The organism is Mycolicibacterium tusciae (assembly GCF_002086795.1).
In the GTDB taxonomy this organism is placed as follows: Bacteria; Actinomycetota; Actinomycetes; order Mycobacteriales; family Mycobacteriaceae; genus Mycobacterium; species Mycobacterium tusciae.
The window spans coordinates 279,012-304,153 of sequence record NZ_MVIM01000001.1; the positions used below are offsets into that span (position 1 = coordinate 279,012).

The 25,142-nt window shown below is 65.8% G+C and carries 26 protein-coding genes; 5 read left to right on the forward strand and 21 right to left on the reverse strand.

What is annotated here, in order from left to right:
- Positions 1-19: 19 nt before the first annotated feature.
- The 5 genes from BST47_RS01320 to BST47_RS01340 all read right to left on the reverse strand — a co-directional run bounded on the left by BST47_RS01320 (position 20) and on the right by BST47_RS01340 (position 5,246).
- Positions 20-976 carry a DUF58 domain-containing protein gene (locus tag BST47_RS01320; RefSeq protein WP_083123391.1) on the reverse strand — a complete coding sequence of 319 codons (957 nt, stop codon included), beginning with the start codon at positions 974-976 and terminating at the stop codon, positions 20-22.
- The gene (moxR1, locus tag BST47_RS01325; protein ID WP_083123724.1) at positions 973-2,136 is read right to left on the reverse strand and encodes a chaperone MoxR1; all 1,164 of its coding nucleotides are present in this window, start codon (positions 2,134-2,136) and stop codon (positions 973-975) included. Before moxR1 ends, BST47_RS01320 begins: the two co-directional genes overlap by 4 nt.
- A gap of 175 nt (positions 2,137-2,311) precedes the next feature.
- Positions 2,312-2,974, reverse strand: coding sequence for an NlpC/P60 family peptidoglycan endopeptidase RipB (ripB, locus tag BST47_RS01330; protein ID WP_083123392.1), 663 nt, complete (start codon positions 2,972-2,974; stop codon positions 2,312-2,314).
- A gap of 53 nt (positions 2,975-3,027) precedes the next feature.
- Positions 3,028-4,452, reverse strand: coding sequence for an NlpC/P60 family peptidoglycan endopeptidase RipA (gene ripA / locus BST47_RS01335; protein WP_083123393.1), 1,425 nt, complete (start codon positions 4,450-4,452; stop codon positions 3,028-3,030).
- Between the two features lie 242 nt (positions 4,453-4,694).
- On the reverse strand, positions 4,695-5,246 hold the full coding sequence (locus tag BST47_RS01340) for an Rv1476 family membrane protein (RefSeq protein WP_234809536.1): 552 nt from the start codon (positions 5,244-5,246) through the stop codon (positions 4,695-4,697).
- Positions 5,247-5,407: 161 nt separating this feature from the next.
- Here BST47_RS01340 and acnA point away from each other — a divergent pair, with 161 nt between their 5' ends.
- Both acnA and BST47_RS01350 read left to right on the forward strand, forming a co-directional pair.
- On the forward strand, positions 5,408-8,212 hold the full coding sequence (gene acnA, locus BST47_RS01345) for an aconitate hydratase AcnA (RefSeq protein WP_083123394.1): 2,805 nt from the start codon (positions 5,408-5,410) through the stop codon (positions 8,210-8,212).
- 2 nt (positions 8,213-8,214) lie between these two features.
- Positions 8,215-8,796, forward strand: coding sequence for a TetR/AcrR family transcriptional regulator (locus BST47_RS01350; protein WP_083123395.1), 582 nt, complete (start codon positions 8,215-8,217; stop codon positions 8,794-8,796).
- On the opposite strand, the gene BST47_RS01355 is transcribed toward BST47_RS01350, so the two are convergent.
- From BST47_RS01355 to BST47_RS01395, 9 genes are all read right to left on the reverse strand, one after another.
- A complete protein-coding gene (locus BST47_RS01355) occupies positions 8,787-8,984 on the reverse strand; it encodes a helix-turn-helix domain-containing protein (protein ID WP_083123396.1) in 198 nt (65 codons plus the stop codon). The genes BST47_RS01350 and BST47_RS01355 overlap by 10 nt on opposite strands.
- 97 nt (positions 8,985-9,081) lie before the next feature.
- Positions 9,082-10,710, reverse strand: coding sequence for an ABC-F family ATP-binding cassette domain-containing protein (locus BST47_RS01360; RefSeq protein ID WP_083123397.1), 1,629 nt, complete (start codon positions 10,708-10,710; stop codon positions 9,082-9,084).
- A gap of 19 nt (positions 10,711-10,729) precedes the next feature.
- Positions 10,730-11,566 carry an enoyl-CoA hydratase gene (locus BST47_RS01365; protein ID WP_083123398.1) on the reverse strand — a complete coding sequence of 279 codons (837 nt, stop codon included), beginning with the start codon at positions 11,564-11,566 and terminating at the stop codon, positions 10,730-10,732.
- 17 nt (positions 11,567-11,583) lie between these two features.
- The gene (gene trxA / locus BST47_RS01370) at positions 11,584-11,949 is read right to left on the reverse strand and encodes a thioredoxin (protein WP_083123399.1); all 366 of its coding nucleotides are present in this window, start codon (positions 11,947-11,949) and stop codon (positions 11,584-11,586) included.
- Positions 11,950-12,016: 67 nt separating this feature from the next.
- On the reverse strand, positions 12,017-12,733 hold the full coding sequence (locus tag BST47_RS01375; protein WP_083123400.1) for a flavodoxin family protein: 717 nt from the start codon (positions 12,731-12,733) through the stop codon (positions 12,017-12,019).
- Positions 12,730-13,371 (reverse strand): hypothetical protein, encoded by a 642-nt coding sequence (locus tag BST47_RS01380; RefSeq protein ID WP_083123401.1) that lies wholly within the window; start codon positions 13,369-13,371, stop codon positions 12,730-12,732. Before BST47_RS01380 ends, BST47_RS01375 begins: the two co-directional genes overlap by 4 nt.
- Before the next feature lie 30 nt (positions 13,372-13,401).
- A complete protein-coding gene (locus BST47_RS01385; protein ID WP_083123402.1) occupies positions 13,402-13,947 on the reverse strand; it encodes a hypothetical protein in 546 nt (181 codons plus the stop codon).
- A gap of 30 nt (positions 13,948-13,977) precedes the next feature.
- On the reverse strand, positions 13,978-15,693 hold the full coding sequence (locus BST47_RS01390) for an MOSC and FAD-binding oxidoreductase domain-containing protein (protein ID WP_083123403.1): 1,716 nt from the start codon (positions 15,691-15,693) through the stop codon (positions 13,978-13,980).
- Positions 15,690-16,202: a CGNR zinc finger domain-containing protein gene (locus BST47_RS01395; RefSeq protein ID WP_083123404.1), complete on the reverse strand. Its 513-nt coding sequence runs from the start codon at positions 16,200-16,202 to the stop codon at positions 15,690-15,692. Before BST47_RS01395 ends, BST47_RS01390 begins: the two co-directional genes overlap by 4 nt.
- Before the next feature lie 86 nt (positions 16,203-16,288).
- Between BST47_RS01395 and BST47_RS01400 the strand changes: the two genes are divergently transcribed.
- Entirely contained in the window at positions 16,289-17,158 is an 870-nt protein-coding gene (locus tag BST47_RS01400) for an alpha/beta fold hydrolase (RefSeq protein ID WP_083123405.1), read from the forward strand.
- Positions 17,159-17,189: 31 nt separating this feature from the next.
- On the forward strand, positions 17,190-17,888 hold the full coding sequence (locus BST47_RS01405; RefSeq protein ID WP_083123406.1) for a haloacid dehalogenase type II: 699 nt from the start codon (positions 17,190-17,192) through the stop codon (positions 17,886-17,888).
- 4 nt (positions 17,889-17,892) lie between these two features.
- On the opposite strand, the gene BST47_RS01410 is transcribed toward BST47_RS01405, so the two are convergent.
- The 7 genes from BST47_RS01410 to BST47_RS01440 are packed head-to-tail and all read right to left on the reverse strand — an operon-like array spanning position 17,893 to position 24,044.
- Complete coding sequence (locus BST47_RS01410; protein ID WP_083123407.1) at positions 17,893-18,240, reverse strand: metal-sulfur cluster assembly factor; 348 nt, start codon at positions 18,238-18,240, stop codon at positions 17,893-17,895.
- On the reverse strand, positions 18,218-18,688 hold the full coding sequence (sufU, locus tag BST47_RS01415; protein ID WP_083123408.1) for a Fe-S cluster assembly sulfur transfer protein SufU: 471 nt from the start codon (positions 18,686-18,688) through the stop codon (positions 18,218-18,220). The genes BST47_RS01410 and sufU overlap by 23 nt, the downstream gene beginning before the upstream one ends.
- Positions 18,685-19,956 carry a cysteine desulfurase gene (locus BST47_RS01420; RefSeq protein ID WP_083123409.1) on the reverse strand — a complete coding sequence of 424 codons (1,272 nt, stop codon included), beginning with the start codon at positions 19,954-19,956 and terminating at the stop codon, positions 18,685-18,687. Before BST47_RS01420 ends, sufU begins: the two co-directional genes overlap by 4 nt.
- Before the next feature lies 1 nt (position 19,957).
- The gene (gene sufC / locus BST47_RS01425; protein WP_083123410.1) at positions 19,958-20,725 is read right to left on the reverse strand and encodes a Fe-S cluster assembly ATPase SufC; all 768 of its coding nucleotides are present in this window, start codon (positions 20,723-20,725) and stop codon (positions 19,958-19,960) included.
- Positions 20,722-21,900, reverse strand: a complete 1,179-nt coding sequence (gene sufD / locus BST47_RS01430) for a Fe-S cluster assembly protein SufD (RefSeq protein WP_083123411.1) — start codon at positions 21,898-21,900, stop codon at positions 20,722-20,724. Before sufD ends, sufC begins: the two co-directional genes overlap by 4 nt.
- Entirely contained in the window at positions 21,901-23,328 is a 1,428-nt protein-coding gene (gene sufB, locus BST47_RS01435; RefSeq protein WP_083123412.1) for a Fe-S cluster assembly protein SufB, read from the reverse strand.
- On the reverse strand, positions 23,325-24,044 hold the full coding sequence (locus tag BST47_RS01440; RefSeq protein ID WP_272937623.1) for a helix-turn-helix transcriptional regulator: 720 nt from the start codon (positions 24,042-24,044) through the stop codon (positions 23,325-23,327). Before BST47_RS01440 ends, sufB begins: the two co-directional genes overlap by 4 nt.
- Before the next feature lie 76 nt (positions 24,045-24,120).
- Between BST47_RS01440 and BST47_RS01445 the strand changes: the two genes are divergently transcribed.
- Positions 24,121-25,128, forward strand: a complete 1,008-nt coding sequence (locus BST47_RS01445) for an NADP-dependent oxidoreductase (protein WP_083123413.1) — start codon at positions 24,121-24,123, stop codon at positions 25,126-25,128.
- Positions 25,129-25,142 lie beyond the last annotated feature (14 nt).

A 25,142-nucleotide genomic window follows, 5' to 3' on the forward strand; every position in this document is an offset into this window, starting at 1 on the left:
CGACTTGTCAATTCGACTCTTAGGCGCGGCCTGCCAGGGCCAAGCGGCGGGTTGCGACGAACCGAACCACGTCGGCGATCCAGTCCCGGTCGGTACGCAGCGACAGCAGCGGTGCGTCGCAGCGTCGCAGCGTGCGCGCCACCTCGGCGCGATGCGCCGCCGCAGCCTTCGCGAAGTCCTCGCGCAACTGCTCGTCGATGGTGAACTCGCGGGTCCGACCGGTCTCGGTGTCCTGCAGGATGACGTCGCCGACGGGCGGCAGTTCCACGTCGCGCGGGTCGAGCACCTCGATGCCGAGCACCTCGTGCCGACCCGCGATGGCCCGCAATGGGCGCATCCAATTGATGGGACCGAGGAAGTCGCTGATGATGACCGCCATGCCGCGCCGGCGTTCGGGCCTGCGCAGCGCGTCGATGGCGGCGGCCAGATCACCGCGGACCCCCGCGGGCGCCTTCGGCATCGTGGCGATGGCGCGCAGCATCTCCTGCTCGTGCATGCGGCCCGACAGCGCGGGCACGCGCCGCACGGCGTCGCCGTTGGCGATGATGGCCCCGATCCGGTTGCCGCCACCGCTGTTGAGGAACGTGATCGCGGCGGCCGCGGCGACCGCCAGATCGCGCTTCTCGCATCCGACGGTGCCGAAGTCCAGGCTCGCCGAGACGTCGACCACCAGCCAGGTCTCCAGCTCGCGGTCGGCGATCATCTGGCGGACGTGCGGATGCGTGGTGCGGGCCGTGACCGACCAGTCCATCCGGCGCACGTCGTCACCGGGTTGGTACAGCCGCGACTCGCCGGGTTCGGAACCCGGCCCGGGCAGCAGGCCGAGGTGATCGCCATGCAGCACGCCGTCGAGTTTGCGGCGCACGGTCAATTCGAGCTTGCGCAGCGCCGCCGTCAGCGCGGGATCACGGATCTCCCCCCGCTTGAGCGACGGCAGATCGACCCGCCGCGTCGGTCGGCCCGGTGTTTGGGTCACCGACCGCTGGCCGCAGCCGCAGCGGCGGGCATGACGGGCGGCACCGAATGACCTTGCTGCGGAATGGCATTCACCTGCGGCAGGCCGACGGTTTGCAGGATCCGGTTGATCACCGTCTCGGACGAGATCTCGTCGGCCAGTGCGTCGTACGTCAGCACGAGGCGGTGCCGCAGCACATCCGGGATGACCTCGACGACGTCCTGTGGAACGACGTAGTCGCGTCCACGCACCAGCGCCAGCGCGCGGGACGCCGCGATGATGCCGAGTGAGGCACGCGGTGATGCGCCGTAGGCGATCCACGCCTTCGCGTCGGGCATGCCGAACTTCTCCGGCTCGCGGGTCGCGGTGACGACGCGCACCACATAGTCCACGAGGGCGTGATGCACGAAGTTGTTCGCCGCGACATCCTGCAGACGGAGCAGGTCGCCGGGACCGAGCACCTGCTTGGGCTCCGGCGGCTTCACGCCCATCCGGTAGATGATCTCGCGCTCTTCCTCAGGCGTCGGGTAGTCGATGTTGAGCTTGAACAGGAACCGGTCGCGCTGCGCCTCCGGGAGCGCGTACACACCCTCCTGCTCGATCGGGTTCTGCGTGGCCATCACCAGGAACGGTGCGGGCAGCGGGAAGGTTTTGCCGCCGATCGAGATCTTGCGCTCGGCCATGACCTCGAGCAGCGCGGACTGCACCTTGGCGGGCGCGCGGTTGATCTCGTCGGCGAGCAGGAAGTTGACGACCACCGGGCCGAGCTCGATGTCGAACTCCTCCTTGCCCTGACGGTAGATGCGGGTACCGACGATGTCGGTGGGCACCAGGTCAGGGGTGAACTGGATGCGTGCGAAGGTGCCGCCCACGACCTTGGCGAAGGTCTCGACTGCCAGCGTCTTCGCGACACCCGGGACACCTTCGAGCAGTACATGACCCTTGGCGAGCAGACCGACCAGCATGCGCTCGACGAGCTGGTCCTGGCCGACGATGATCCGCTTGACCTCGAAGATGGCTCGCTCGAGGGTGTGTACCTCTTGTTGGAGGCCCCCGTTGTTGGTCGGCGCCGCGTGCGATCCAGCCTGAGGAGGGGGGTAACCCTGCGCAGGGCCCTGCCCGGCCGGGGCCTGGCCAGGGAACCCTCCAGCGCCCTGCGGCGACCCACTCGGTGACGTCATCAACGGTCCTCCCACATCTGTATTCGCCGGTCTTCCGGCCTCTGCGACACCTTGTCCGCCGCACGCTCGTCGTCAACTATTCCAGGCACTCCGGGATCCGTCGACGTTGCCCGGCCCCGTGCCGCCGACATGACCAGCATTGCTAGCAGGAGCTCAGGGTTTGCTCAGCCCCAGCTCAGCTTTCGATAATTCGAGCGACGTACGGCTGCAGACCCGCGGTACGCACTGGGCTCACCCCAACCCCGCCCGCAGTGCCCCCGGACTCCAGCATCTTGCCGCCGCCGAGGTAGATCGCGACGTGCTGGCTGCCGCCGGGCCCCCAGAACAGCAGATCGCCGCGCTTGGCCTGGCTCGTGGGGACCTTGCGGCCGGTGTTGTACTGATCGCCCGAGTACTTCGGGATGAGCACACCGACGCCGGCGAACGAGAACTGGGTGAAACCCGAGCAGTCGTAGCCGACGATGTTGGCACCGGAGTCGACGCCGGTGCTCGGGCCGGTCGGCTTCCCGCCGCCCCAGGAGTACGGGGTGCCGATCTGCGAGCCGCCGCGCCGGATGACGTACTCGATGGCTTGCGGTCCGCGTACCCGGCCGGGAGCGACGCCCGCCGTGGGCGGCGGGCCGAACCCGAGCGTGGCCAGGAATTTGCGGCCGAGGTCCATCGTGGCCTCGGTGGCCTGCGCGGTCGCCGCCAGTGATGCGTTGGCGATGGACAGGGGATCGCCCGGTGCGCCCGCGCTGAGGATCTTGGGCAGGGTGGGATCCCATTGGCCGTCGTCGGGGGCTGCGGTGGCGGGCATGGCCGCGCCAACGGCCACGGCAAGTGCCGCGACCATCATCAGAATGCCGCTCAGGAACCGAAAACGCCTGGAATGCAAAGTAATCCTTCTCGTCACCATTCGATGAGACGGGTTGCGTACGGGGTCATACCGCTGGTGCGGACCGGCGAGACTTTCACGACGGAGCCGGTGTAGGGCGCCTCGAGCATCTGACCGTCGCCGAGATAAAGGGCGACGTGTTGGCTGGCGTTGGGGCCCCAGAAGAGCATGTCGCCACGCCGGGCCTGTGACGACGGGATCTTGCGGCCCGCGTTGTACTGCGAACCCGAGTAGTGATCGAGCTTGATGCCGACGCCGGCGAACGCGTAGAGCATGAGCCCCGAACAGTCGAATCCGACTGTTCCCGCGCCGGAATCGATGCCAAGGCTCTTGCCTGCGGCATTTCCGCCGCCCCACGAGTAGGGCACCCCGCGCTGTGACATGGCGCGCTGGATCACGTACTCGGTGGCCTGCCGGCCGTACACCCGGGGAATCGCGCCCCCGTTTGTGTAGCCGGTCGGCGTGGGCAGCAGACCCAGCTTCTGCAGGAAGTTCCGGCCCATCTGCTGGGTGACCTGCGTCGAAGTCGACGCATACCCGAGGATCGTGTTGATGATCGCGATCGGATCACCGCTGACGAAAGCGCTGGGAATCGCGGGCAGGGTCGGATCCCACCCCGTGGCCCACTTGCCGGTGGCCGCGTCCGCCTGCTGTGGTGCGCTGTCCCAGTTTCCGGCGGGGTTCGACGACGGTCCGGTCGGCGCGGCAACCGGGCGGGCCGGAGCTCCTGCGGCGGGCGCCGAATACTGGCGCGCCTGATCGAGCTTGGCTTGCGCGGCCTCGCGTTCGGCCGTCAGCTTGTCCAGCTCGGCCTGCTGGGTCCGGAAGGTCTGCTGAGCTTCGGTGAGTGCGGACACCGCGGTCTGCTGACTGGCCTCCGCGTCGATGAGCGCCTGATCGGCATTCTGCTTCGCCAGCCGCGCCGCCGACTCCTTGTTCACCTGCTCTGTGCGCGCGCGCTGTAGATCGCTGATCACCCTCTGAGTGCTCACCGCCAACGTCTCGCCGGTAGTCGCGGTATTGAGGATGTCGCTGGGGTCTTTCGCGGTCAGGTACGAGCTCGACGGCCCGTTGACATACGTTGCGACGGCGAAGGTGTCGAAGCGATCCTGCGCCGCGTCGATCGCGGCGTTGGCATCCTTGACCCGCTGCGCGCTGGCGTCGAGTTCGACCTGCGCGGCCGCGGCCGCATCACGTGCGGTCTGCACGTCGAGGATCGCTTTGTTGACGCTTTCCTGCTTCTCCTGGATCGCCGCCCCGAGATCCTGCAGCCTCTGGTTGACGTTGGCGACGGCAGCGACGAGCGAGCCCACGCTGTCCGGGCCAGCGGGCTGCGAAACGGCCAAACCCGGTGTGACAAGCAGCATCCCGACGGTCAGAGGTATCGCGCAGAGCCGCGTGCTAAGGCGCGAAGCAGAGGCGCTAGGGGTGCGTCTCATGGACAACGTCTCCTATGGCTTACGCGAACGTGCCGACACATTCGTCGATCACTGATGCACAGAAGCCACGTGAGTCACAACTGCAACATCAGCTACAGACTGCACCGTACGTCACATCTGACGCCAAAGAAACTTTAGTCACAAACTACAAGTTTGTAATTGCGGATAGCGTTATCCGGCTGTGACATTTTGTCGCGCGGTAATTCGCAAAACCCCAGCGACAGGCCGCTTTTCGCGACTATTTACGTGTTCTGCCGTTTGGCGCGATTTTGCAACATTCGCGTTGCCACGACGGCGGCGATCACTGCTAGTACCACCACGATCGTGAATGTCGTCCAGGGGAAATGTTGATTGGTCAGTTCGCTGACGAAATTCTTCGAACCCTGCACCGAACCGCGACCTTCGGCGACGTCCTGGCCCGCCTCCAGCGTCATCCGGTCGTACGTCGTGCTGAACGTGCCCGATTCGGTCGGGCTGAGCACCAATACCGTCGAACCCGGGTATGCCTCCCCCACCTCGGTGGCGATATCGCGCAAGGGGGTGTCGATCGGCGGGTTGCGATCGACCACGACGATCTTGAGGTCGATCCCGTTTTGCTTGGCCTCGGCGACGACGTCGGCCAGGCCTTCGTTCTCCGGCGTCGGCGCGGCGCTCACTCCGCTGTCCTTGATGTCGGCGATCACGAGGTTCATACACTCGTCGACCGGCGTGGTCGCGGGATCCTTTCCGACCGGCCCACAGATGTCGGGCGGGATGTAGGCCGGCAACAACGGCATGACTTGCGGTCCGATCACAGGTACGACCATACGCATTGGGTATCCGACCGGGTGGCAGCACGCGCGCGCGAGGAGAAGACTGTTACCACCCCTGGGGTGGTTTACAGGACAAGCGTACTGTTAGAATCGACAGCGCCGCCGACACAGCCCGTCGCGGCGATATCTAGCCGGGAGTTGATGTGAGCAGCAAAGATTCGGTCAATTCGTTTGGGGCCCGCGACACGCTGAAGGTCGGAGACCAGAGCTACGAGATCTACCGCCTGGACGCGGTGCCCGGTACCGAGAAACTTCCCTACAGCCTCAAGGTGCTCGCCGAGAATCTGCTGCGCACCGAGGACGGCGCCAACATCACCAAGGACCACATCGAGGCGATCGCGAAGTGGGACCCCTCGGCCGATCCGAGCGTGGAGATCCAGTTCACCCCCGCCCGGGTGATCATGCAGGACTTCACGGGTGTGCCCTGCATCGTCGACCTCGCCACCATGCGCGAGGCCGTCGGCGAGCTCGGCGGTGACCCCGACCAGGTCAACCCGCTCGCGCCGGCCGACCTGGTGATCGACCACTCCGTGATCGCAGACCTGTTCGGTACCGCCAACGCCTTCGAGCGCAACGTCGAGATCGAATACCAGCGCAACGGCGAGCGCTACCAGTTCCTGCGCTGGGGTCAGGGCGCGTTCAACGACTTCAAGGTCGTGCCGCCGGGTACCGGCATCGTGCACCAGGTCAACATCGAGTACCTGGCCAGCGTCGTCATGGAACGCGACGGGGTTGCCTACCCGGACACCTGCGTGGGCACCGACTCGCACACCACGATGGAGAACGGGCTTGGCGTGCTGGGCTGGGGCGTCGGCGGTATCGAGGCCGAGGCGGCCATGCTGGGCCAACCGGTGTCGATGCTGATCCCGCGGGTCGTCGGCTTCAAGCTCTCCGGCGAGCGCAAGGCCGGCGTCACCGCCACCGACGTCGTGCTCACCGTCACCGAGATGCTGCGCAAGCACGGTGTGGTCGGAAAGTTCGTCGAGTTCTACGGCGAAGGCGTCGCCGAGGTGCCGCTGGCCAACCGCGCGACGCTGGGCAACATGAGCCCCGAATTCGGCTCCACCGCCGCGATTTTCCCGATCGACGACGTGACGATCGACTACCTGCGGATGACCGGGCGCAGCGAACAGCAGCTGGCGTTGGTCGAGGCGTACGCCAAGGAGCAGGGCATGTGGCACGACCCGTCGCGCGAGCCCAAGTTCTCGGAGTACATCGAGCTCGACCTCGGCGATGTGGTCGCGTCGATCGCCGGACCGAAGCGCCCGCAGGACCGTATTGCGCTCACCGACGCAAAGTCCGCCTTCCGCAAGGACATTCACAACTACGTGGAGGGTCAAGCGGAGCAGCCGCACACCAACGTCGACGAGGTGGTCGAGGAATCGTTCCCGGCCAGTGACCCCGCTTCGCTCTCGTTTGCCGACGAGGACGCGGTGGTCCCCTCGGCCGCAAGCGGCTCCAACGGCAGGCCGAGCAATCCCGTCGAGGTCAAGAACTCCGAACGCGGCGACTGCATCATCGACCACGGCGCGGTGGTGATCGCGGCGATCACCTCATGCACAAATACCTCCAACCCCGAGGTCATGCTCGGCGCCGCGCTGCTGGCCAAGAACGCGGTGGACAAGGGCCTGACGAGCAAGCCGTGGGTGAAGACCACGATGGCGCCGGGTTCTCAGGTCGTCACCGATTACTACAACAAGGCCGGCCTGTGGCCGTATCTGGAGAAGCTCGGCTTCTTCCTCGTCGGTTACGGCTGCACGACGTGCATCGGCAACTCCGGACCGCTGCCGGACGACATCAGCAAGGCCGTGAACGACGCCGACCTGTCCGTCACGGCAGTGCTGTCCGGCAACCGCAACTTCGAGGGCCGGATCAATCCCGACGTCAAGATGAACTACCTGGCGTCCCCGCCGCTGGTCATCGCGTATGCGCTGGCAGGCACGATGGACTTCGACTTCGAATCCGAAGCGCTCGGCAAGGACGAGTCCGGCAACGACGTCTTCCTCAAGGACATCTGGCCGTCGCAGAAGGACATCGACGACACGATCGCCAACGCGATCAACACCGAGATGTTCGTCCAGAACTACGCCGACGTGTTCAAGGGTGACGAGCGCTGGCGCAACCTGCCGACGCCGAGCGGCAACACCTTCGAGTGGGATGACAAGTCGACGTACGTGCGCAAACCACCGTACTTCGACGGAATGCCCGCCCAGCCCGAACCGGTCACCGATATCCAAGGCGCCAGAGTGCTGGCACTGCTTGGTGATTCGGTGACGACCGACCACATCTCGCCCGCCGGCAGCATCAAGCCGGGAACGCCTGCGGCGCAGTATCTGGATTCGCACGGCGTCGAGAAGGCGGATTACAACTCCTACGGTTCGCGGCGCGGGAACCACGAGGTGATGATCCGCGGCACGTTCGCCAACATCCGGCTGCGTAATCAGCTGCTCGACGACGTATCCGGCGGGTACACCCGCGATTTCACCAACGGCGGCGAGCAGGCGTTCATCTATGACGCCGCGCAGAACTACGCCGAGAAGGGCATCCCGCTGGTCGTGCTGGGCGGCAAGGAGTACGGCTCGGGCAGCTCACGCGACTGGGCCGCCAAGGGCACCAGCCTGCTCGGCGTGCGCGCGGTGATCACCGAATCGTTCGAGCGCATCCACCGCAGCAACCTGATCGGCATGGGTGTCATCCCGCTGCAGTTCCCCGAAGGTGAATCGGCGGCGTCGCTGAAGCTCGACGGCACCGAGACCTTCGACATCACCGGTATCGAGGCGCTCAACGACGGCAAGACCCCGAAGACGGTGAAGGTGACGGCCAAGAAAGAGGACGGCAAGACCGTTGAGTTCGACGCGGTGGTGCGCATCGACACCCCCGGCGAGGCGGACTACTACCGCAACGGCGGCATCCTGCAGTACGTGCTGCGCAACATGCTGCGGTCGTAGTCATGCCCCGGGTCACCGATGACCATTTGGCGGCGCGCCGCCGTCAGATACTCGACGGTGCCCGGCGGTGTTTCGCGGAGTACGGATACGACAAGGCGACCGTGCGACGGCTCGAACAGACGATCGGGCTGTCGCGCGGCGCCATCTTCCATCACTTCCGCGACAAGGACACGCTGTTCTTCGAGTTGGCGCGCGAGGACGCCGAACGCATGGCCGACGTAGCGTCGCGCGAGGGTCTCGTTCAGGTGATGCGGGACATGCTGGCCGCCCCGGAGCAGTTCGACTGGTTGGCGACTCGGCTGGAGATCGCGCGCAAGCTGCGCAACGACCCGGAGTTTCATCGGGGGTGGATGGAGCGATCCGCCGAGCTCTCGGCGGCCACCACCGCTCGGTTACGCCGCCAGAAACAGGCGGGCAGGCTTCGCGACGACGTCCCGAGCGCAGTGCTGCAGACGTACCTGGATCTGGTGCTCGACGGCCTCGTTGCCCGGCTCGCGTCGGGTGATGATCCCGAAAAGCTCAGTGGCGTACTGGACCTGGTCGAAGCTTCATTGCGCCAGGCTCGGCCAGGCGGTCAGGTGTAGTGCCTGCGGCTGCGATGGTTCGGACCGCCGCGGCTGCGCATCGTGGTCCCCGATTCACGCAACATGCTGTGTATCGACCCGTACGAGCGACCCGTCGACGCGACGAGCGTCCGGATGCTCGCGCCGCCTTCGTAAGCGCTCTTCAGCTCGGTGAGCAATTCATCTCGGGCCTTGCTGGGTTTCTTCATCGGCACCTCCCCGCGCGTTTGATTCCCCGACGGGTACCCAGCCTAGGAACCGCTTACACAAGCGGGTGAGGTTTCGGTGAAACGGTTTGCCGACGGCTCAGGCGAGCTCGATGAGATCCCGATAGTCGTTCGACCAGAAGTCTTCGGTGCCGTCCGGCAGCAGCACCACGCGTTGCGGATTCAGTGCCTCGGCGGCGCCCGGATCGTGCGTAACCAGTACCACCGCACCGACATAGCTTCGCAATGCGTCGAGAACCTGCTCGCGCGAAGCGGGATCGAGGTTGTTGGTCGGTTCGTCAAGCAACAGCACGTTCGCGGTCGACGCGACGAGCCCGGCCAGCGCCAGCCTGGTCTTCTCCCCACCGGACAGCGTCCCCGCGGGTTGTTCGAGCTGCGGACCGCTGAACATGAACGCGCCCAACAGACCCCGCAGATCCTGCTCGCCGGTGTCGGGGGCGGCGTGGCGGATGTTCTCCCACACCGTGGCGCGGTCGTCGAGCGTGTCGTGTTCCTGGGCGAAGTAGCCGAGCTTCAGTCCATGACCGGGTTCCAGCGTTCCCGCGTCGGCGGTTTCAGCCCCGGCCAGTATCCGCAGCAGTGTGGTCTTGCCGGCGCCGTTGAGTCCGAGCACCACGACACGCGACCCGCGGTCGATCGCAAGATCCACCCCGGTGAACACCTCGAGCGACCCGTAATTCTTCGTCAGGCCTTTGGCGACCAGCGGCACGCGGCCGCACGACGCCGGCGTCGGGAACTTGATCCGCGCCACCTTGTCGGCCACTCGCTCCTCGTCCAGCGCCGCCATCATCCGGTCGGCTCGGCGCAACATATTCTGTGCCGCAACGGCTTTGGTGGCCTTGGCCCCCATCTTCGCGGCCTGGGTCCGCAGCGCGCTGGCCTTGCGTTCGGCATTGGCGCGTTCGCGGCGGCGACGCTGCTCGTCGGTGGCGCGCGCGTCGAGGTACTTCTGCCAGCCCATGTTGTAGACGTCGGCCTCACCCCGCACCGCGTCGAGGAACCAGACGCGGTTGACCACGTCGGCAAGCAGATCGACGTTGTGGCTGATGACGATGAGTCCGCCCTTGTGCTGCTGGAGGAATTCCCGCAGCCAGCCCACGGAGTCGGCGTCGAGGTGGTTGGTCGGCTCGTCGAGTAAGAGCGTCGTAGACGAACCGGCACCGGACTCGGATGCGGCGAACAGGATTCGTGCAAGTTCCACTCGACGACGCTGGCCGCCGGACAGGGTTCGCAGTGGCTGGGTCAGAACACGTTCCGCCAGGCCGAGACTCGCGCAGATTCGGCCTGCCTCGCTTTCGGCGGCGTAACCGCCGAGCGCGGCGAACCGCTCCTCGAGCTGGCCGTAGCGGCGGACCGCCTTATCGCGCGCGTTGTCGTCGGCGACCTCGGCCATCAACGCCTGCTGCTTCTCCAGATCCGCGAGCAACGAATCCAGGCCGCGCGCCGACAGCACGCGATCGCGGGCCAGGACGTCGAGGTCACCCTCCCTGGGATCCTGCGGCAGATAACCGACATCACCCGCGCGGGTGATCGTGCCCGCGTAGGGCTCGCCCTCCCCTGCCAGAATCCGCATGGTGGTGGTCTTGCCCGCGCCGTTGCGTCCGACCAGGCCGATACGGTCGCCGGGCTGCACCCGCAACGCGGCACCTTCGGCCGAGAGCAGCGTGCGCGCGCCGGCGCGGACCTCCAGGTCCGTTGCGGTGATCACGCTGCACTCTCCTTGGTTCTTATTTGTCGTCGGTGAAGACCGGGGCGCGCTTCTCCGCGCGCGCTGCAACCGCTTCTTCGAAATTGGCGGTGAGCAGTCGGACGAAGAGTTGTCCCAGGCCTTCGGCCTGCATGTGTGCCTCCAGGCTACCGGCGTCGAGTCCACTCCAAAGCGTGCGCTTGGTCAACTCGATTCCCGGCCGCGAGAACGACGCGATGCGCTCGCCGATTTCGTAGCAGACGTCGAGCAGGTCCGCGTCGGGTACGGCCTGCGACACCAGCCCGATGCGCTGGGCTTCGTCGGCGTCCACGTCGCGGCCGGTCAGCATCAGCTCGAATGCCCGAGAGGTGCCGATCGCGCGGGGCAGCAGGTACGACAGCCCGAGCTCGCTTGCCGTCAGCCCGTTGTTGATCCCCGCGGCGCGAAAGTATGCCCCAACTGCGGCAACCCGGATGTCGCAGGCCAACGCCAAGCACAGCCCACCGCCGATCGCGGCGCCGTTGACCGCGGCGATGACCGGCTGGTGCATCTTTCGCAGCGCCAGGATCACGTCGTCGAGCACCTCCATGGACCGCAGCGCGAAGCTGGGACGGGTGAGCCCGTCAATGTGAGGTACGGAGCCCGCCGACTTGTGATCGGCACCCGACGAGAATCCCCGACCAGCACCTGTGAGCACGATCACCCGCACCGAGTTGTCGTAGGTGAGTTCGTCGAGGACCGCCTTGAGCGGGACCATGACGTCGAACGCCATGGAATTCATTCGCTCGGGACGGTTCAACGTCACCAACGCCACATGCGGGCGCGGCCGGTCGACGAGGACGAAGTTTTGCTCTGGGTGCTCGGTCACGGACTGCACGCTATCGCGTGCAAACGTTACTCGGGCTGACCGTTCTCCTGAGCGGCCATCGCTGCGTCGACGTCGAAGTCCTTCACCTTCTGAACCAGGTCTTCGAGTGCGGCCGGCGGCAGCGCTCCCGCCTGGTTGAAGACCAGCTTGCCCTTCTTGAACACCATCAGGGTCGGGATCGAGCGGATGTCGGCAGCCGCGGCGAGCTCCTGCTCCGCCTCGGTGTCGACCTTCGCGAAGACGACGTCGGGGTGCTGCTCCGAGGACGCGGCGAAAGTCGGAGCAAACGCCTTACACGGCCCGCACCACGACGCCCAGAAATCGACCAACACGATGTCGTTGTCCGTGATGGTCTCGTTGAATTGTTCGGCGGTGATGTCTTTGGTAGCCACGTTTCTCCTAACGCCAGGCTCAGACAGTCTGTTCCCACTATGTGGTCGGAGCAACCAGGGGTATCCCTCAGCGGTATTCCGGATTCGCAAAGTCGTAGCGACATCCCGCGTCCCATCCCGCACGGATGTTGCCGTGGGCCGGCACGCCTCCGGCCCGCGCGAGCATGCGGGCCAGGTGCATCAGATTCCACGTCATGAACGTCGTGTTGCGGTTGGTGAAGTCGTTGTCAGGTCCGCCCGATCCGGGATCCAGATACGACGGACCCGGCCCCGCCTCTCCGATCCACCCCGCATCGGCCTGGGGCGGAATGGTGTAACCGATGTGCTGCAGTGTGTAGAGCACATTCTGGGCACAGTGCTTTACGCCATCCTCATTGCCGGTGATCAGACACCCGCCGACCCGTCCGTAATAGAGGTACTGGCCGGCATCGTTGAGCAGATGCGAGCCGCCGTACAACCGCTCGTGTACCCGCTTCATCACCGAACTGTTGTCGCCGAGCCAGATCGGACCCGCAAGCACCAGAATGTCGGAGGCCAGCACCTTTTCGAAGATGGCCGGCCAATCGTCGGCGGACCACCCGTGCTCACGCATGTCCGGCCACACCCCTGTGGCGATGTCATGGTCGACGGCACGCACCACGTCTGTTTCCACTCCGTGCTTGGCCATGATCGCCGAACTGATGTCGATCAGTCCCTGGGTATTGCTGACTTCGGGCGATCGCTTGAGCGTGCAGTTGATGAAAAGTGCCTTGATGCCACTGAAATCGAGGTCGATCTCGGTCATGACGCGCTCCTGTCCAATTCACGGCGGCCACGTTCGAAGAAGTCGGCGATGTGGCTAGCGAGGCTGTCGATATCGGCTGCGGGGTCGAGCGGGTAGAGCGCGCCGAACGACGCGTTCCAGAATTCGCCGGTGGGTACCGACTGTGGGTTGACGTACGCGTAGGGCATCGGATGCTGGTCGTCGCCGGCGGATACGCCGTAGTTGACTTCGTCCTGGGTCACCGCCACGTCGAAGTGTTCGGGCCACAACACCGGATGACATTCGGGCAGAAACGTCTTCAATGCATACCCACCCCCATAGTGGCTGCGGTTGACCCATTCGGCAGCATGCGCGTCGAGCCTCAGATCGGCGTCTGGCGGCAGCGCATCGACGATCGTGTAGACGCCCTCGGGTGGGCCGGCGACGATGCCGGCGGCCTCGGCTATCGAACTCATCGGGCCCTCCAACGGGACCGCATGATTGGGCAGGACCAGTTCGGTGCCGTGCACCGCGACCGGAATCGTCACCGCTGAGAATCCGTCCGGGCGCACTGCGAGCCGGATCGTGCCCGCCGATCGGTACTGCGGTCCGGCGATCAGACTTTCGGCCACTCCGCGCAGCTGGCGCCGCGTCCTGACATAGTTCGCCTCGAAGCTCACACTGACTGGGTTACCAGATAGGGCTCGGCGTTACAGAGACTTTCGGGCCAATGCCGCGGCTGTGTCGGCGTTGGCCAACAGCTGCGCCCGGCGCTTCGGCAGCCAGAACACCTCGACCGCAAGGGCCACCAGATAGATGGCCGACGCGATGAGATTGCCCCACGAACCGTAAACGGCGTCCCACGCCGCCGTCGCCACCGCGACGACGAGGACGACGATGAGCACCCAGCGCAGCCAGCGAGCCGTCTCCGCGGCCTCGTGCAGCCCGCGGGCGTAGTCGACGAGCGGCCCCGACAGGCGATCGTCATCGAGCGGCCGCCCCGCTCGGACCGCCCGTGCCACCGCGACGCGCTCCTGGCCGGTGAGGGCTTTGGCACCCGGCCAGTACCGCGCCATGCGGCGGGCCATCCAGACTCCGTAGAACGTGCCGACGACGACAAGCACGATCACACCAGAAATCCAGAACCCCGAATCGAGCCATGCCAGCACACCGACACAGAGCCCGACGACGCCGCCGGTCGTCAGCGCGCGAAGCGCGAACCCACCTCGCCACACCACCGCCGGAATCGTGACCACGCAACACAGTCTGACCGAACAGCCGACGGCTCACAGGTCCAATACGACGCCCAGCGACGGTTTTGCCGAACAGATCAGCACGGTCCCCTGCTCGGGCAACTCCAGTGGCGGCTGCCGGTAGGTGATGGTCCCGTCCACCAACGGCGTGACGCAGATGTGGCACACACCGCTGCGGCAGGAGAAGCGCGTCGGGACGTCGCACGCCTCGGCGAGTTCGAGAATGCTGGCGTAGTCGTCCGACCAGTTGACGGTGATCCCGCTGCGCGCGAACGATACTGCCGGCCCGGTGCCCTGCGGGCCGTCGGGCAGGTGTGGTGGCCGCTGCGGTGCATCGGTGATGCCGGGGTTGATCGGCGGCAGCGCGCCGAAGAGTTCGGAATGGATGCGGGACTCGTCGATCCCGGCGCCCGCGAGCGCATCCCGCATGTCGGCCATGAACTGTTCTGGCCCACAGAGATACGCGATCGCGTCGCGGGGCAGACCGAGCGCTTCGACTGCCGCCATACCCGGCCTGCCGCCCTCGGCGGTGTAGAAGGTCCGCTGCCGCGCGTTGGGCAGCGAGCCGATGAGATCGCCGACTTCGCCGCCGAATGCCAGGCTCTGCGCGTCACGGGTGATGTGCAGCCACCAGACGTCTCGCTCGCTGCGCTGCGCGGCCAACGCGTGCAGCATCGCGAGCACCGGGGTGATGCCGATACCAGCCGACATGAGCACGACCGGATCGGTCTCGTCGCCCAAATAGAATTCACCACGGGGAGCGGCCGCCTCGATCACGGACCCTGGGCTGAGGTTGTCGTGGATCCACGTGCTCACCCGGCCCCGCTCCTCGCGCTTCACGCTGATCCGGTAACGGTCGCCGGTGCTCGACAGCGAGTAGCTGCGCAGTGGTGCGGGGTCGCCCGCCGGTACACGCAGCGTCAGGAACTGTCCGGACCGCGCGGTGGGCAACGCCGTGCCGTCGGTGGTTTCGAGCTCGATCGAAAGGACCGACGGGCTTTCGCGGCGGGTTTCGGCCACCCGCAGGGCGCGGAATCCGTGCCAGCCGGGTTCGACGCCGATCGCCGGTGACGTCGCGCCGGACGGACTGTCGTGCGCGGCCAGCAGTTCGGCGAAGGACTGCTGCCACCCGGGGCTCAGCGCGGGGATGTCTACCGCCGTGCGGAGCATGTCGACGTCGCGGTCGGGCAGATACAGCAACGCGTCGACGTCGGCGACACTCAGTGCGTGGCGTCCGCGCCGTGTCCGCACGATCTCGTCGCCCGACGCGACGAGACCTTCTTCGATGACGCGGAAGTAGAACCCCGGGCGATGATGGGCGACAAGGAGATTGGGCATCTCGGGCTCGCCGAGTCGAATGCCGACGCGAAAGCACGTCACACGCGGCTGAGTGACCTCGAACTCGGCCTCCCCGATGCGATACCTGTCACCGATGCACACCTCGTCGTCACTGAGGCCGGTGATCGTGAAGTTCTCGCCGAACGTACCCGGCTCGAGGTCGTCACGGCCGAAATGGCGCTGCCAGTGCTCATACGACTCCGTCTGGTACACCATGACGGCGCGTTGTTCGCCGCCGTGACCGTTGAGGTCGCCCTGACCGTCGCCGTCGATATTCAGGCGTCGCACCATCACCGGACCCTGCACCGGCTTCTTGTAGATGCCGGTGTGAACGGTCTTCCCTCGCCACGGCACATCGGCGGGCATCCCGATGTTGAGGGATACCAGGGTGGGAACCACGGGACCGTTCATGCCTCGGTCGCCCGCGCGCGACGGTAGTGTCTGCGGGCTTTCATCCGGTTGCCGCAGATGGCCATCGAACACCATCTGGCGGTGTTGGGCTTGCTGCGGTCGATGAGGAACAACCGGCATTCATCGTTCGCACATGGACGCAGCCGTCCCGGGCTGGAGATCCGCAGCGCGTCCCAGGCCAGGACCGCACGCGCCGCGCCGGAAGCACCGTCGACCCGCCAGTCCAAGCCGTCGTCGCCTGCAACCGGCCGCAGGCGGATGTCGTCGACAAAGCGATTGAGCGCCGTGGGACCGCTCTGGCCGCGCACCACCTTCTGCAGAGTCGAGCGTGCCTGCCGCAGGGTTGCGAGCTCGGTGATGGTGTCCGCGACATCGTGCGCACGCATCCAGGCCTGCGCCTCTGCCGAATCAGCGAGACCGTCATGCACGGTGCCGTCGATCACAGGCGTTGTGTTGAGCAGATCGAGCAGAAACGCCTCGTCCGGCGGGGCCGCCACCACCAGATCCATATCTAACCTCCAAATTGATATTGACAGGTTACACGAGAGCGAGTAGGCATGTCACTAACCGGTAAAAAATCTAAGAGGAGTTAGTCATGGGAGTTCAGGTCCACCACCGCTACGCCACCGTCGCTGACCATCGGTTGTTCTACCGCGAAGCGGGCTCGCAGGATGCGCCGACGCTCGTCCTGCTGCACGGCTTCCCCACCAGTTCGTTCATGTTCCGCGACCTCATCCCCCGGCTCGCCGACCGCTACCACGTGATCGCACCGGACCACCTCGGCTTCGGACTCTCCGACGCGCCGTCCGTCGACGAATTCGATTACACCTTCGACGCGCTGACCGATCTCACCGAAGGACTGCTTGCCCAACTGGGGGTGACCCGATATGCCATCTACGTCCAGGATTACGGCGCGCCCATCGGATGGCGCCTGTCGCTGCGGCACCCGCAGGCGATCAGCGCGATCGTCACGCAGAACGGCAACGGCTACGACGAGGGCTTCGTCGAGAGTTTCTGGACCACGGTCTGGGACTACCAGCGCGACCAGAACCCCGACACCGAGGCCGGAGTGCGGAGCGCGCTGAGTGTCGAGGGAATCAGATGGCAGTACCTGACCGGCGTCGACGACGAATCGCTTGTCAGTCCCGACACGTGGATCCACGACGCGGCCCTGGTGAGCCGGCCGGGCAACGACCAGATCCAGCTCGCGCTGTTCCGCGACTACGCGACCAATGCACCTATGTATCCGGCGCTGCACGACTACCTGCGCACGAGCAAGGTGCCGGTGCTCGCCGTCTGGGGTCAGGCCGACCCGATCTTCGGGCCCGACGGCGCGCGCGCGTTCGGAAAGGACGCGCACGACGCCGAGATCCACCTCCTCGAGGGCGGCCACTTCCTGCTCGAAACCGCTGCCGAAGAAGTCGCCGACCTCATGCGGTCCTTCCTGCAGCGAATCGCCACGTAAATATCCATAGGGCCACGACAATGGGATTGGCATGGCAACGGAAACGACTGAGCGCCCATCGGTCCTCGTATTCGATGTCAACGAGACACTGATCGACATCGAGTCGCTGGCGCCGCACTTCGAGCGGATGTTCGGCGACCGCGGCGTGCTGCGCGAGTGGTTCAACCAACTCGTCATGTACTCGATGACGGCCACGCTATCCGGCAACTACGTCGACTTCTTCACTCTCGGACAGGCGGTGCTGCGGATGATCGGCGGCAGTCGCCAGACGTCGATCACCGAGGGTGACCTCGAGGACCTCGCCCATGGCATGCGCACGATGCCCGCCCACCCGGATGTCGCCGACGGGCTGGCAACTCTGCGTGCACAGGGGTATCGGCTTGTCACGCTGACCAATTCGCCACCGAAACCCGGTGTGCCGACACCCTTGGCCAGCGCCGGCCTTGCCCAGTTCTTCGAACGGCAGTTCAGTGTCGACACCTGGCGGGTGTTCAAGCCCTCTGCAGGGCTCTACACCGGAGTGGCCAGCGAGCTCGAGGTGGAACCGTCGGACTGCATGATGGTCGCCGCTCACGTGTGGGACACCGTCGGTGCACAGTCGGCGGGGTTGCGCGGCGCGCTGCTCACCCGCCCCGGCAACGCTCCACTGCCCACTCCGGAGTTACCTCAGCCCGACATCATCGTCGAGGACGTGCGGGAGCTCGCCCAGCGACTCGGGCCGACTGGATAGAGCGTCAGACGGTGAAGCCCAACGCGCGAAGCTGTTCGCGGCCATCCTCGGTGATCTTGTCCGGACCCCATGGCGGATTCCATACCCAGTTGATCTTGATCTCTTTGACCAGACCGCTGCCGACCAGTGCGGTACGCGACTGGTCCTCGATCACGTCGGTCAGCGGGCAGGCCGCCGACGTCAGCGTCATGTCGATCAACGCGACGTCGCCCTGCTCGCCCTTCTCCACGTTCAAGCCGTAGACGAGACCGAGGTCGACGACGTTGATCCCGAGCTCGGGATCGACGACGTCGCGCATCGCCTCTTCCAGGTCGGCGAGCATCTCCTCGCTAGGCACTGCGGTGTCGCTCATCTGAAATCTCCTCACTGGCCTGTATCAACGCATCTTTGAAGGCCATCCAACCCAGCAGCGCGCACTTCACCCGCGCCGGGTACTTCGAGACACCCGCGAACGCGATGCCGTCTCCGATCACATCCTCGTCGCCCTCTACCGCGCCGCGCGACGAAATCATCTCGGTGAACGCCGCGACGGTCGCCAGCGCCGTACCGATGTCCTGCCCGATCACCTGATCGGTGAGCACCGAGGTCGAGGCCTGGCTGATCGAACAGCCCTGCCCGTCATACGAGATATCGGAGATCCGGTGACCGTCGTCGGACAGCGTCACGCGCAGCGTCACCTCGTCCCCGCACGTGGGGTTCACCTGGTAGGACTCCGCGTTGTACGGCTCGCGCAACCCCCGATGATGAGGGTGCTTGTAGTGATCGAGAATCACTTCCTGATACATCTGCTCGAGTCTCACGCGAAGAACTCCACCGCCCGCTTGACGCCGGCGACCAGGCGGTCGACCTCGTCGTGAGTGTTGTAGAGGGCGAAGGACGCCCGCGCGGTCGCCGCGATGCCGAACCGGCGATGCAGCGGCCACGCGCAGTGGTGCCCGACGCGCACGGCGACACCTTCGTCGTCGAGGACCTGCCCGACATCGTGGGCGTGGACACCGTCCAGCACGAACGACACCGGCGAACCGCGATGCGCCATGGATGTCGGTCCGATGATGCGCACGCCATCGACGGCCGACAGCCCCTTGAGTGCGGCCGCCACCAATTCGGCCTCGTGCGCCTCGACGGCGGGCATCCCGATCTCGGTGAGATACCGTGCGGCCGCTGCAAGTCCGACGACCTGGGATGTCATCGGCGTCCCGGCCTCGAAGCGTTGCGGTGCGGGCGCATAGGTGGTGGTCTCCATCGTCACCGTCTCGATCATCGAGCCGCCGGTGATGAACGGGGGCAGCTGGTCGAGCACCTGACGCCTGCCGTAGAGCACGCCGATACCGTTGGGCCCCAGCATTTTGTGACCGGAGAAGGCCGCGAAGTCGACGCCGAGTCCATGGAAGTCGACCGGCTGGTGCGGCACCGACTGGCAGGCATCCAGCAAGGTCAGCGCGCCGACCGCGTTGGCCCGCGCCACCAGTTCGGCCACCGGGGCGACGGCACCCGTGACGTTTGAATGATGGCTGAACGCCACCAGTTTCACGCGCTCGTCGAGCTCCAGCGAATCGAGGTCGATCCGTCCATCGTCGGTCACGCCGTACCACTTCAGCGTGGCGCCGGTCCGACGTGCCAACTCCTGCCACGGGATGAGGTTTGCGTGGTGTTCCAGCTCGGTGGTGACAATGACATCGCCGGGGCCGATCGTTCGGGGGAATCGATCGTCACCGACCGCATAGGACACCAGGTTGATGGCCTCGGTGGCGTTCTTCGTGAACACCAGCTCGTCGGTGTCGGCGCCGACGAAGGCCGCGACATCGGCACGGCCGTTCTCGTAGGCGTCGGTGGACTCCTCCATCAGCTGATGCGCCCCGCGGTGAACCGCGCCGTTGGACGTGGTCAAGAAGTCACGCTCGGCGTCGAGGACCTGCAGCGGCCGTTGCGAGGTGGCGCCGGAATCCAGATACGCCAACTGGTTTCCGCTGCGCATGACGCGAGCAAGGATCGGGAAGTCCGCCCTGATCCGCGTGACCTCCAGGTTGAGATCGAGGGCCTGCGCCGACTTCTCGACCGACGTGGTCATGTCAGGCTCCGACCGCCTGGGTAAAACGCTCGTATCCGTTGGCGTCGAGTTCTTCGGCCAGCTCGGGACCACCGGACTCGACGATGCGGCCGCCCACGAACACATGCACGAACTGCGGCTGGATGTAGCGCAGGATGCGGGTGTAGTGCGTGATGAGCAGCAGCCCTCCGTCGGCCGCTTCGGCGAACCGGTTCACACCTTCGCTGACCACCCGCAGCGCGTCGACGTCGAGGCCGGAGTCGGTCTCGTCGAGGATCGCGATCTTGGGCTTGAGCAGCTCCAGCTGCAGGATCTCGTGGCGCTTCTTCTCGCCTCCGGAAAAGCCTTCGTTGACACTGCGTTCGGAGAACGACGGGTCGATGTCGAGGCCCTCCATGGCGCTCTTGACCTCTTTGACCCAGTGCCGCAGCTTGGGTGCCTCACCGCGCACGGCAGTGGCGGCCGTGCGAAGGAAGTTCGACATCGACACGCCGGGCACCTCGACGGGGTACTGCATCGCGAGAAACAGGCCGGCGCGGGCGCGTTCGTCGATGCTCATCTCCAGCACATCCTGACCGTCCAGCGTGATCGAGCCGGACGTCACGGTGTACTTCGGATGACCCGCGACGGCGTACGACAAGGTCGACTTGCCGGACCCGTTGGGGCCCATCAGCGCGTGGGTCTCCCCCGAGTTCACGGTGAGCGTGACGCCTTTCAGGATCGGGATATCGGTCCCGTCTTCCTTGGAGACGACGCTGACGTGCAGGTCCTTGATTTCCAGTGTGGTCATGAGGTGGCCGTCCTCGATTCGGTGATCTCTAGTTCGTGTTCGATGGCCTCGGTGAGGCGTTCGCGCACTGCGGGGACGGCGATCTTCTGTATGAGCTCGCCGAAGAAGCCCCGGACGACAAGACGCCTGGCCTGGTCTTCGGGGATTCCGCGTGCCTGAAGGTAAAACAGTTGCTCGTCGTCGAAACGTCCGGTGGCACTGGCGTGCCCGGCGCCGGCGATCTCGCCGGTTTCGATTTCGAGGTTCGGCACCGAGTCGGCGCGCGCGCCGTCGGTGAGCACGAGGTTGCGGTTGGTCTCGAACGTGTCGGTCCCCGTCGCCGCGGCCCGGATCAGCACGTCGCCGACCCACACGGTGTGCGCATCGGGTTTGCCGGAGTCCGGATCACCTTGCAGCGCACCCTTGTACGTGACGTGCGAGCGGCAGTTGGGCTGGGCGTGGTCGACGAGCAGACGGGATTCGAAGTGCTGGCCATCGTCGGCGAAGTACAGGCCGAGCAGCTCTGCGTCGCCGCCCGGCGCACAGAACTTGGTCCGCGCAGTGAGCCGCACCAGGTCGCCGCCCAGGGTGACCGCGACGTGGCGCAGCACCGCGTCCTTGCCCAGCGCGGCGTGATGGCTGCTGACGTGAACGGCGTCGTCGGCCCAGTCGGCGATCGAGACGACGGTCAGCCGCGCCGCGTCCTCGACGACGAATTCGACGTTGTCGGCGTAGGTTCCGCTGCCGCGATGATCTATGACGATCACGGCTTCGCCGAGCTCGCCCACCCGCACCTGCAGGTGGCCGTAGGCCGTCGCACCCTCGCCCGGGCCGGTGATGCCGATTTCGATGGGCTGTTCGCAGACGACATTTCTCGGGACGGTCACCACGGTCGCGCTGTTGAACGACGAGAACGCTTGGGCGGCAACCCGATCAGCCGGCACACCCGCCTGGCCGAGACGTTCGTCGCCGCGGCGCACGGTTTCCACGCTGACGCCTGCGCATTCGGAGACCTCGATACTCGCGGTGCCGGTGGCTACGGCGGATCCGTCGTGCAGACCGCGCAGGCGCTTGAGCGGGGTGAAGCGCCAGATCTCGTCGCGGCCGCCGGGCACCTCGAAAGCGTCGACGTCGAACGACGTGAACAACTCCCCTTTGTTGGCGCCCTCGACCGCATTGGTGAGGTTCTGAGTCATCTAGCCGACCGCGCCTTCCATCTGCAGCTCGATCAGACGATTCAGCTCGAGCGCATACTCCATCGGGAGTTCCTTCGCGATCGGCTCGACGAAGCCGCGCACCACCATCGCCATCGCCTCGTCCTCGGTCATCCCGCGGCTCATCAGATAGAACAGCTGGTCCTCGCTGACCTTGGACACCGTGGCTTCGTGGCCCATCGTGACGTCGTCCTCGCGGATGTCGACGTAGGGATAGGTGTCACTGCGGCTGATGGTGTCGACAAGCAGCGCATCGCATTTCACGCTGGACCGCGAGCCGTGCGCACCCTTGTTGACCTGAACCAGTCCGCGATAGGACGCGCGCCCGCCGCCGCGTGCGACGGACTTCGACACGATGTTGCTCGAGGTGTTCGGTGCCAGGTGAAGCATCTTCGCGCCGGTGTCCTGATGCTGACCCTCGCCCGCGAACGCCACCGAAAGCACCTCGCCCTTGGCGTGCTCGCCGGTCATCCACACGGCGGGGTATTTCATCGTGACCTTTGAGCCGATGTTGCCGTCGACCCACTCCATCGTGGCGCCGGCTTCCGCCCGCGCTCTTTTCGTGACGAGGTTGTAGACGTTGTTCGACCAGTTCTGAATGGTGGTGTAACGGCAACGGCCACCGGGCTTCACGATGATCTCGACAACCGCCGAGTGCAACGAGTCGCTCTTGTAGATCGGCGCAGTACACCCCTCGACGTAGTGCACGTAGGCGTCTTCGTCGACGATGATCAGCGTGCGCTCGAACTGACCCATGTTCTCGGTGTTGATGCGGAAGTACGCCTGGAGCGGGATGTCGACGTGGACACCCTTGGGGACGTAGATGAACGAACCACCCGACCACACCGCGGTGTTCAGCGCGGAGAACTTGTTGTCGCCGGCCGGGATCACCGTGCCGAAGTACTGCCTGAAGAGCTCGGGATGCTCTTTCAGAGCGGTGTCGGTGTCGAGGAAGATGACGCCTTGGGCCTCCAGATCCTCACGGATGGAGTGATAGACGACCTCCGACTCGTACTGCGCGGCGACACCGGACACCAGGCGCTGCTTCTCCGCCTCGGGGATGCCGAGCTTGTCGTAGGTGTTCCTGATGTCCTCAGGCAGATCATCCCAGGTGGCGGCCTGCTTCTCGCTGGACCGCACGAAGTACTTGATGTTGTCGAAGTAGATGCCCTCCAGGTTGGAACCCCAGTTCGGCATCGGCTTCTTGTCGAACGTGCGCAGCGCCTTCAGCCGCATCTCGAGCATCCACTCGGGCTCGCTCTTCTTCGCGGAGATGTCGCGCACCACTGCCTCGGACAGCCCGCGCTGGGCGCTGGCGCCCGCAACGTCGGAATCCGCCCAGCCATAGCCGTAACGACCCAGCGACTCAATGGTCTGCTCCTGGGTCAGGGCCTCGGGGGTGGTCGTCATGTCGACGCTCCTAGCTTGCTCGTGGTGGTGGCTTCGGCTCGGGCTGTGTGCCGAAGGGTGTTGGTCTCGGTCAGCGGAACGTGCGTCGTGCATGCGCAGTTACCGTTGACGATCGTGGCGAGCCTCTGTACATGCGTACCCAGGATCTCGGCGAAAGCTTCTCGCTCGGTCTCGCACAACTCGGGGAACTCCTCGGCGACATGCGATACGGGGCAGTGATGCTGGCAGAGCTCGATCCCGTGCAGCGGAGCGCTCACCTCTGTGGCGGTGGCAGCGTACCCGGCCTCGGTCAGTGCTCCCGCTACACGCTCGACGACTGATTCAACGTCATCGGGTCCCTCGGTTACTCCCGACAGGATGGTGTCGATGCGGCGGCGGGCGAAGGTGCGCACGGCTTCGTCGCCACCGATCTCGCGTAGCTGGCGCATGGCCGCGGCCGCGAGGTCGTCATAGGCGTGACCCATCTTGGCGCGTCCGGCCGCGGTCAACCGGTAGCGCTTGGCGGGACGTCCTCGCCCACTGTGTTGCCAGGCCGCTGCTGCGCTGGACTGCGCATCTCCGGCGTCCATCAGCGCGTCGAGATGTCTGCGCACGCCCGCGGCCGAGATTCCGAGCTGTTCGCCTATCTCACCTGCGGTGACGGGTCCGGACTCCAGCAGGTGCCGGACGATGGCGCCACGGGTGTGGCGATCGGTTCCGTCCGGGCCGAATTTCACAACACCATTGTGACGGAATTCGGAAACCCGGTCTAGCAAGGTCACCCTTACGTGAGCGCCGTCATACGATCGCCGGGTGAGCGAAACGAACCGACGACTCGTCCTGGCCGCCCGTCCCTCCGGGCTCGTCGATGAGAGCACCGTGCGTATGGAGCCGGAACCGGCACCCGAACCCGCCGACGGCGAGGCCCTGGTGAAGGTCCGGTATCTGTCCATCGACCCCACGATTCGCACGTGGATGGACGACGTGCCCAGCTACCTGCCGCCGATCCAGATCGGCGAGGTCATCCGCAGCGGCGGCGTCGGCGAGGTCATCGAGAGCCGGGCCGACGCGTATCGGCCCGGCCAGCTGCTGTTCGGCATGACCGGGTGGCAGGACTACGTGATCGCGGATGCGGGCGAGAAGGCGATGACCGTGCTGCCGGACGGCGTGCCACCCGGCATCGCCATCGGCATCCTCGGCGTCACCGGGATGACCGCCTACTTCGGCGTCACCGACGTCGGGCAGATCAAGGAGGGCGACGTCGTGGTGGTCTCCGGCGCCGCGGGCGCCACCGGCTCGGCGGCCGGGCAGATCGCGAAGATCAAGGGTGCGAAGAAGGTCGTCGGGATCGCGGGCGGGCCCGAGAAGTGCGCCCACATCGTCGACGAACTCGGGTTCGACGAGGCGATCGACTACAAGTCCGAGAACGTCGCCGCACGTCTTCACGACGCCTGCCCCGACGGCGTCGACCTGTATTTCGACAACGTCGGCGGGTCGATCCTCAACGACTGTCTCGCAAATCTGGCGCTGCGCGGCCGCGTCGTGCTGTGCGGCGCGATCTCCACCTACAACGACGACGGCCCCCCGGTGGGTCCGAGCAACTACCTGACCCTGCTCGTGCGCCGTGGACGCATGGAAGGCTTCATCATCCTCGACTACCTCGACCGCTTCCCCGAGGCCCAGCTGGAGATGGCGGGCTGGATCGCCGAAGGCAAGATCAAGTCGTCCGAGCACGTCGTCGAGGGCCTAGAGAAGGCGCCCGACGCACTGAACCTGTTGTTCAGCGGTGGAAACACCGGCAAGGTGATCGTCGCGCTCTAACGATTACGCTGCAC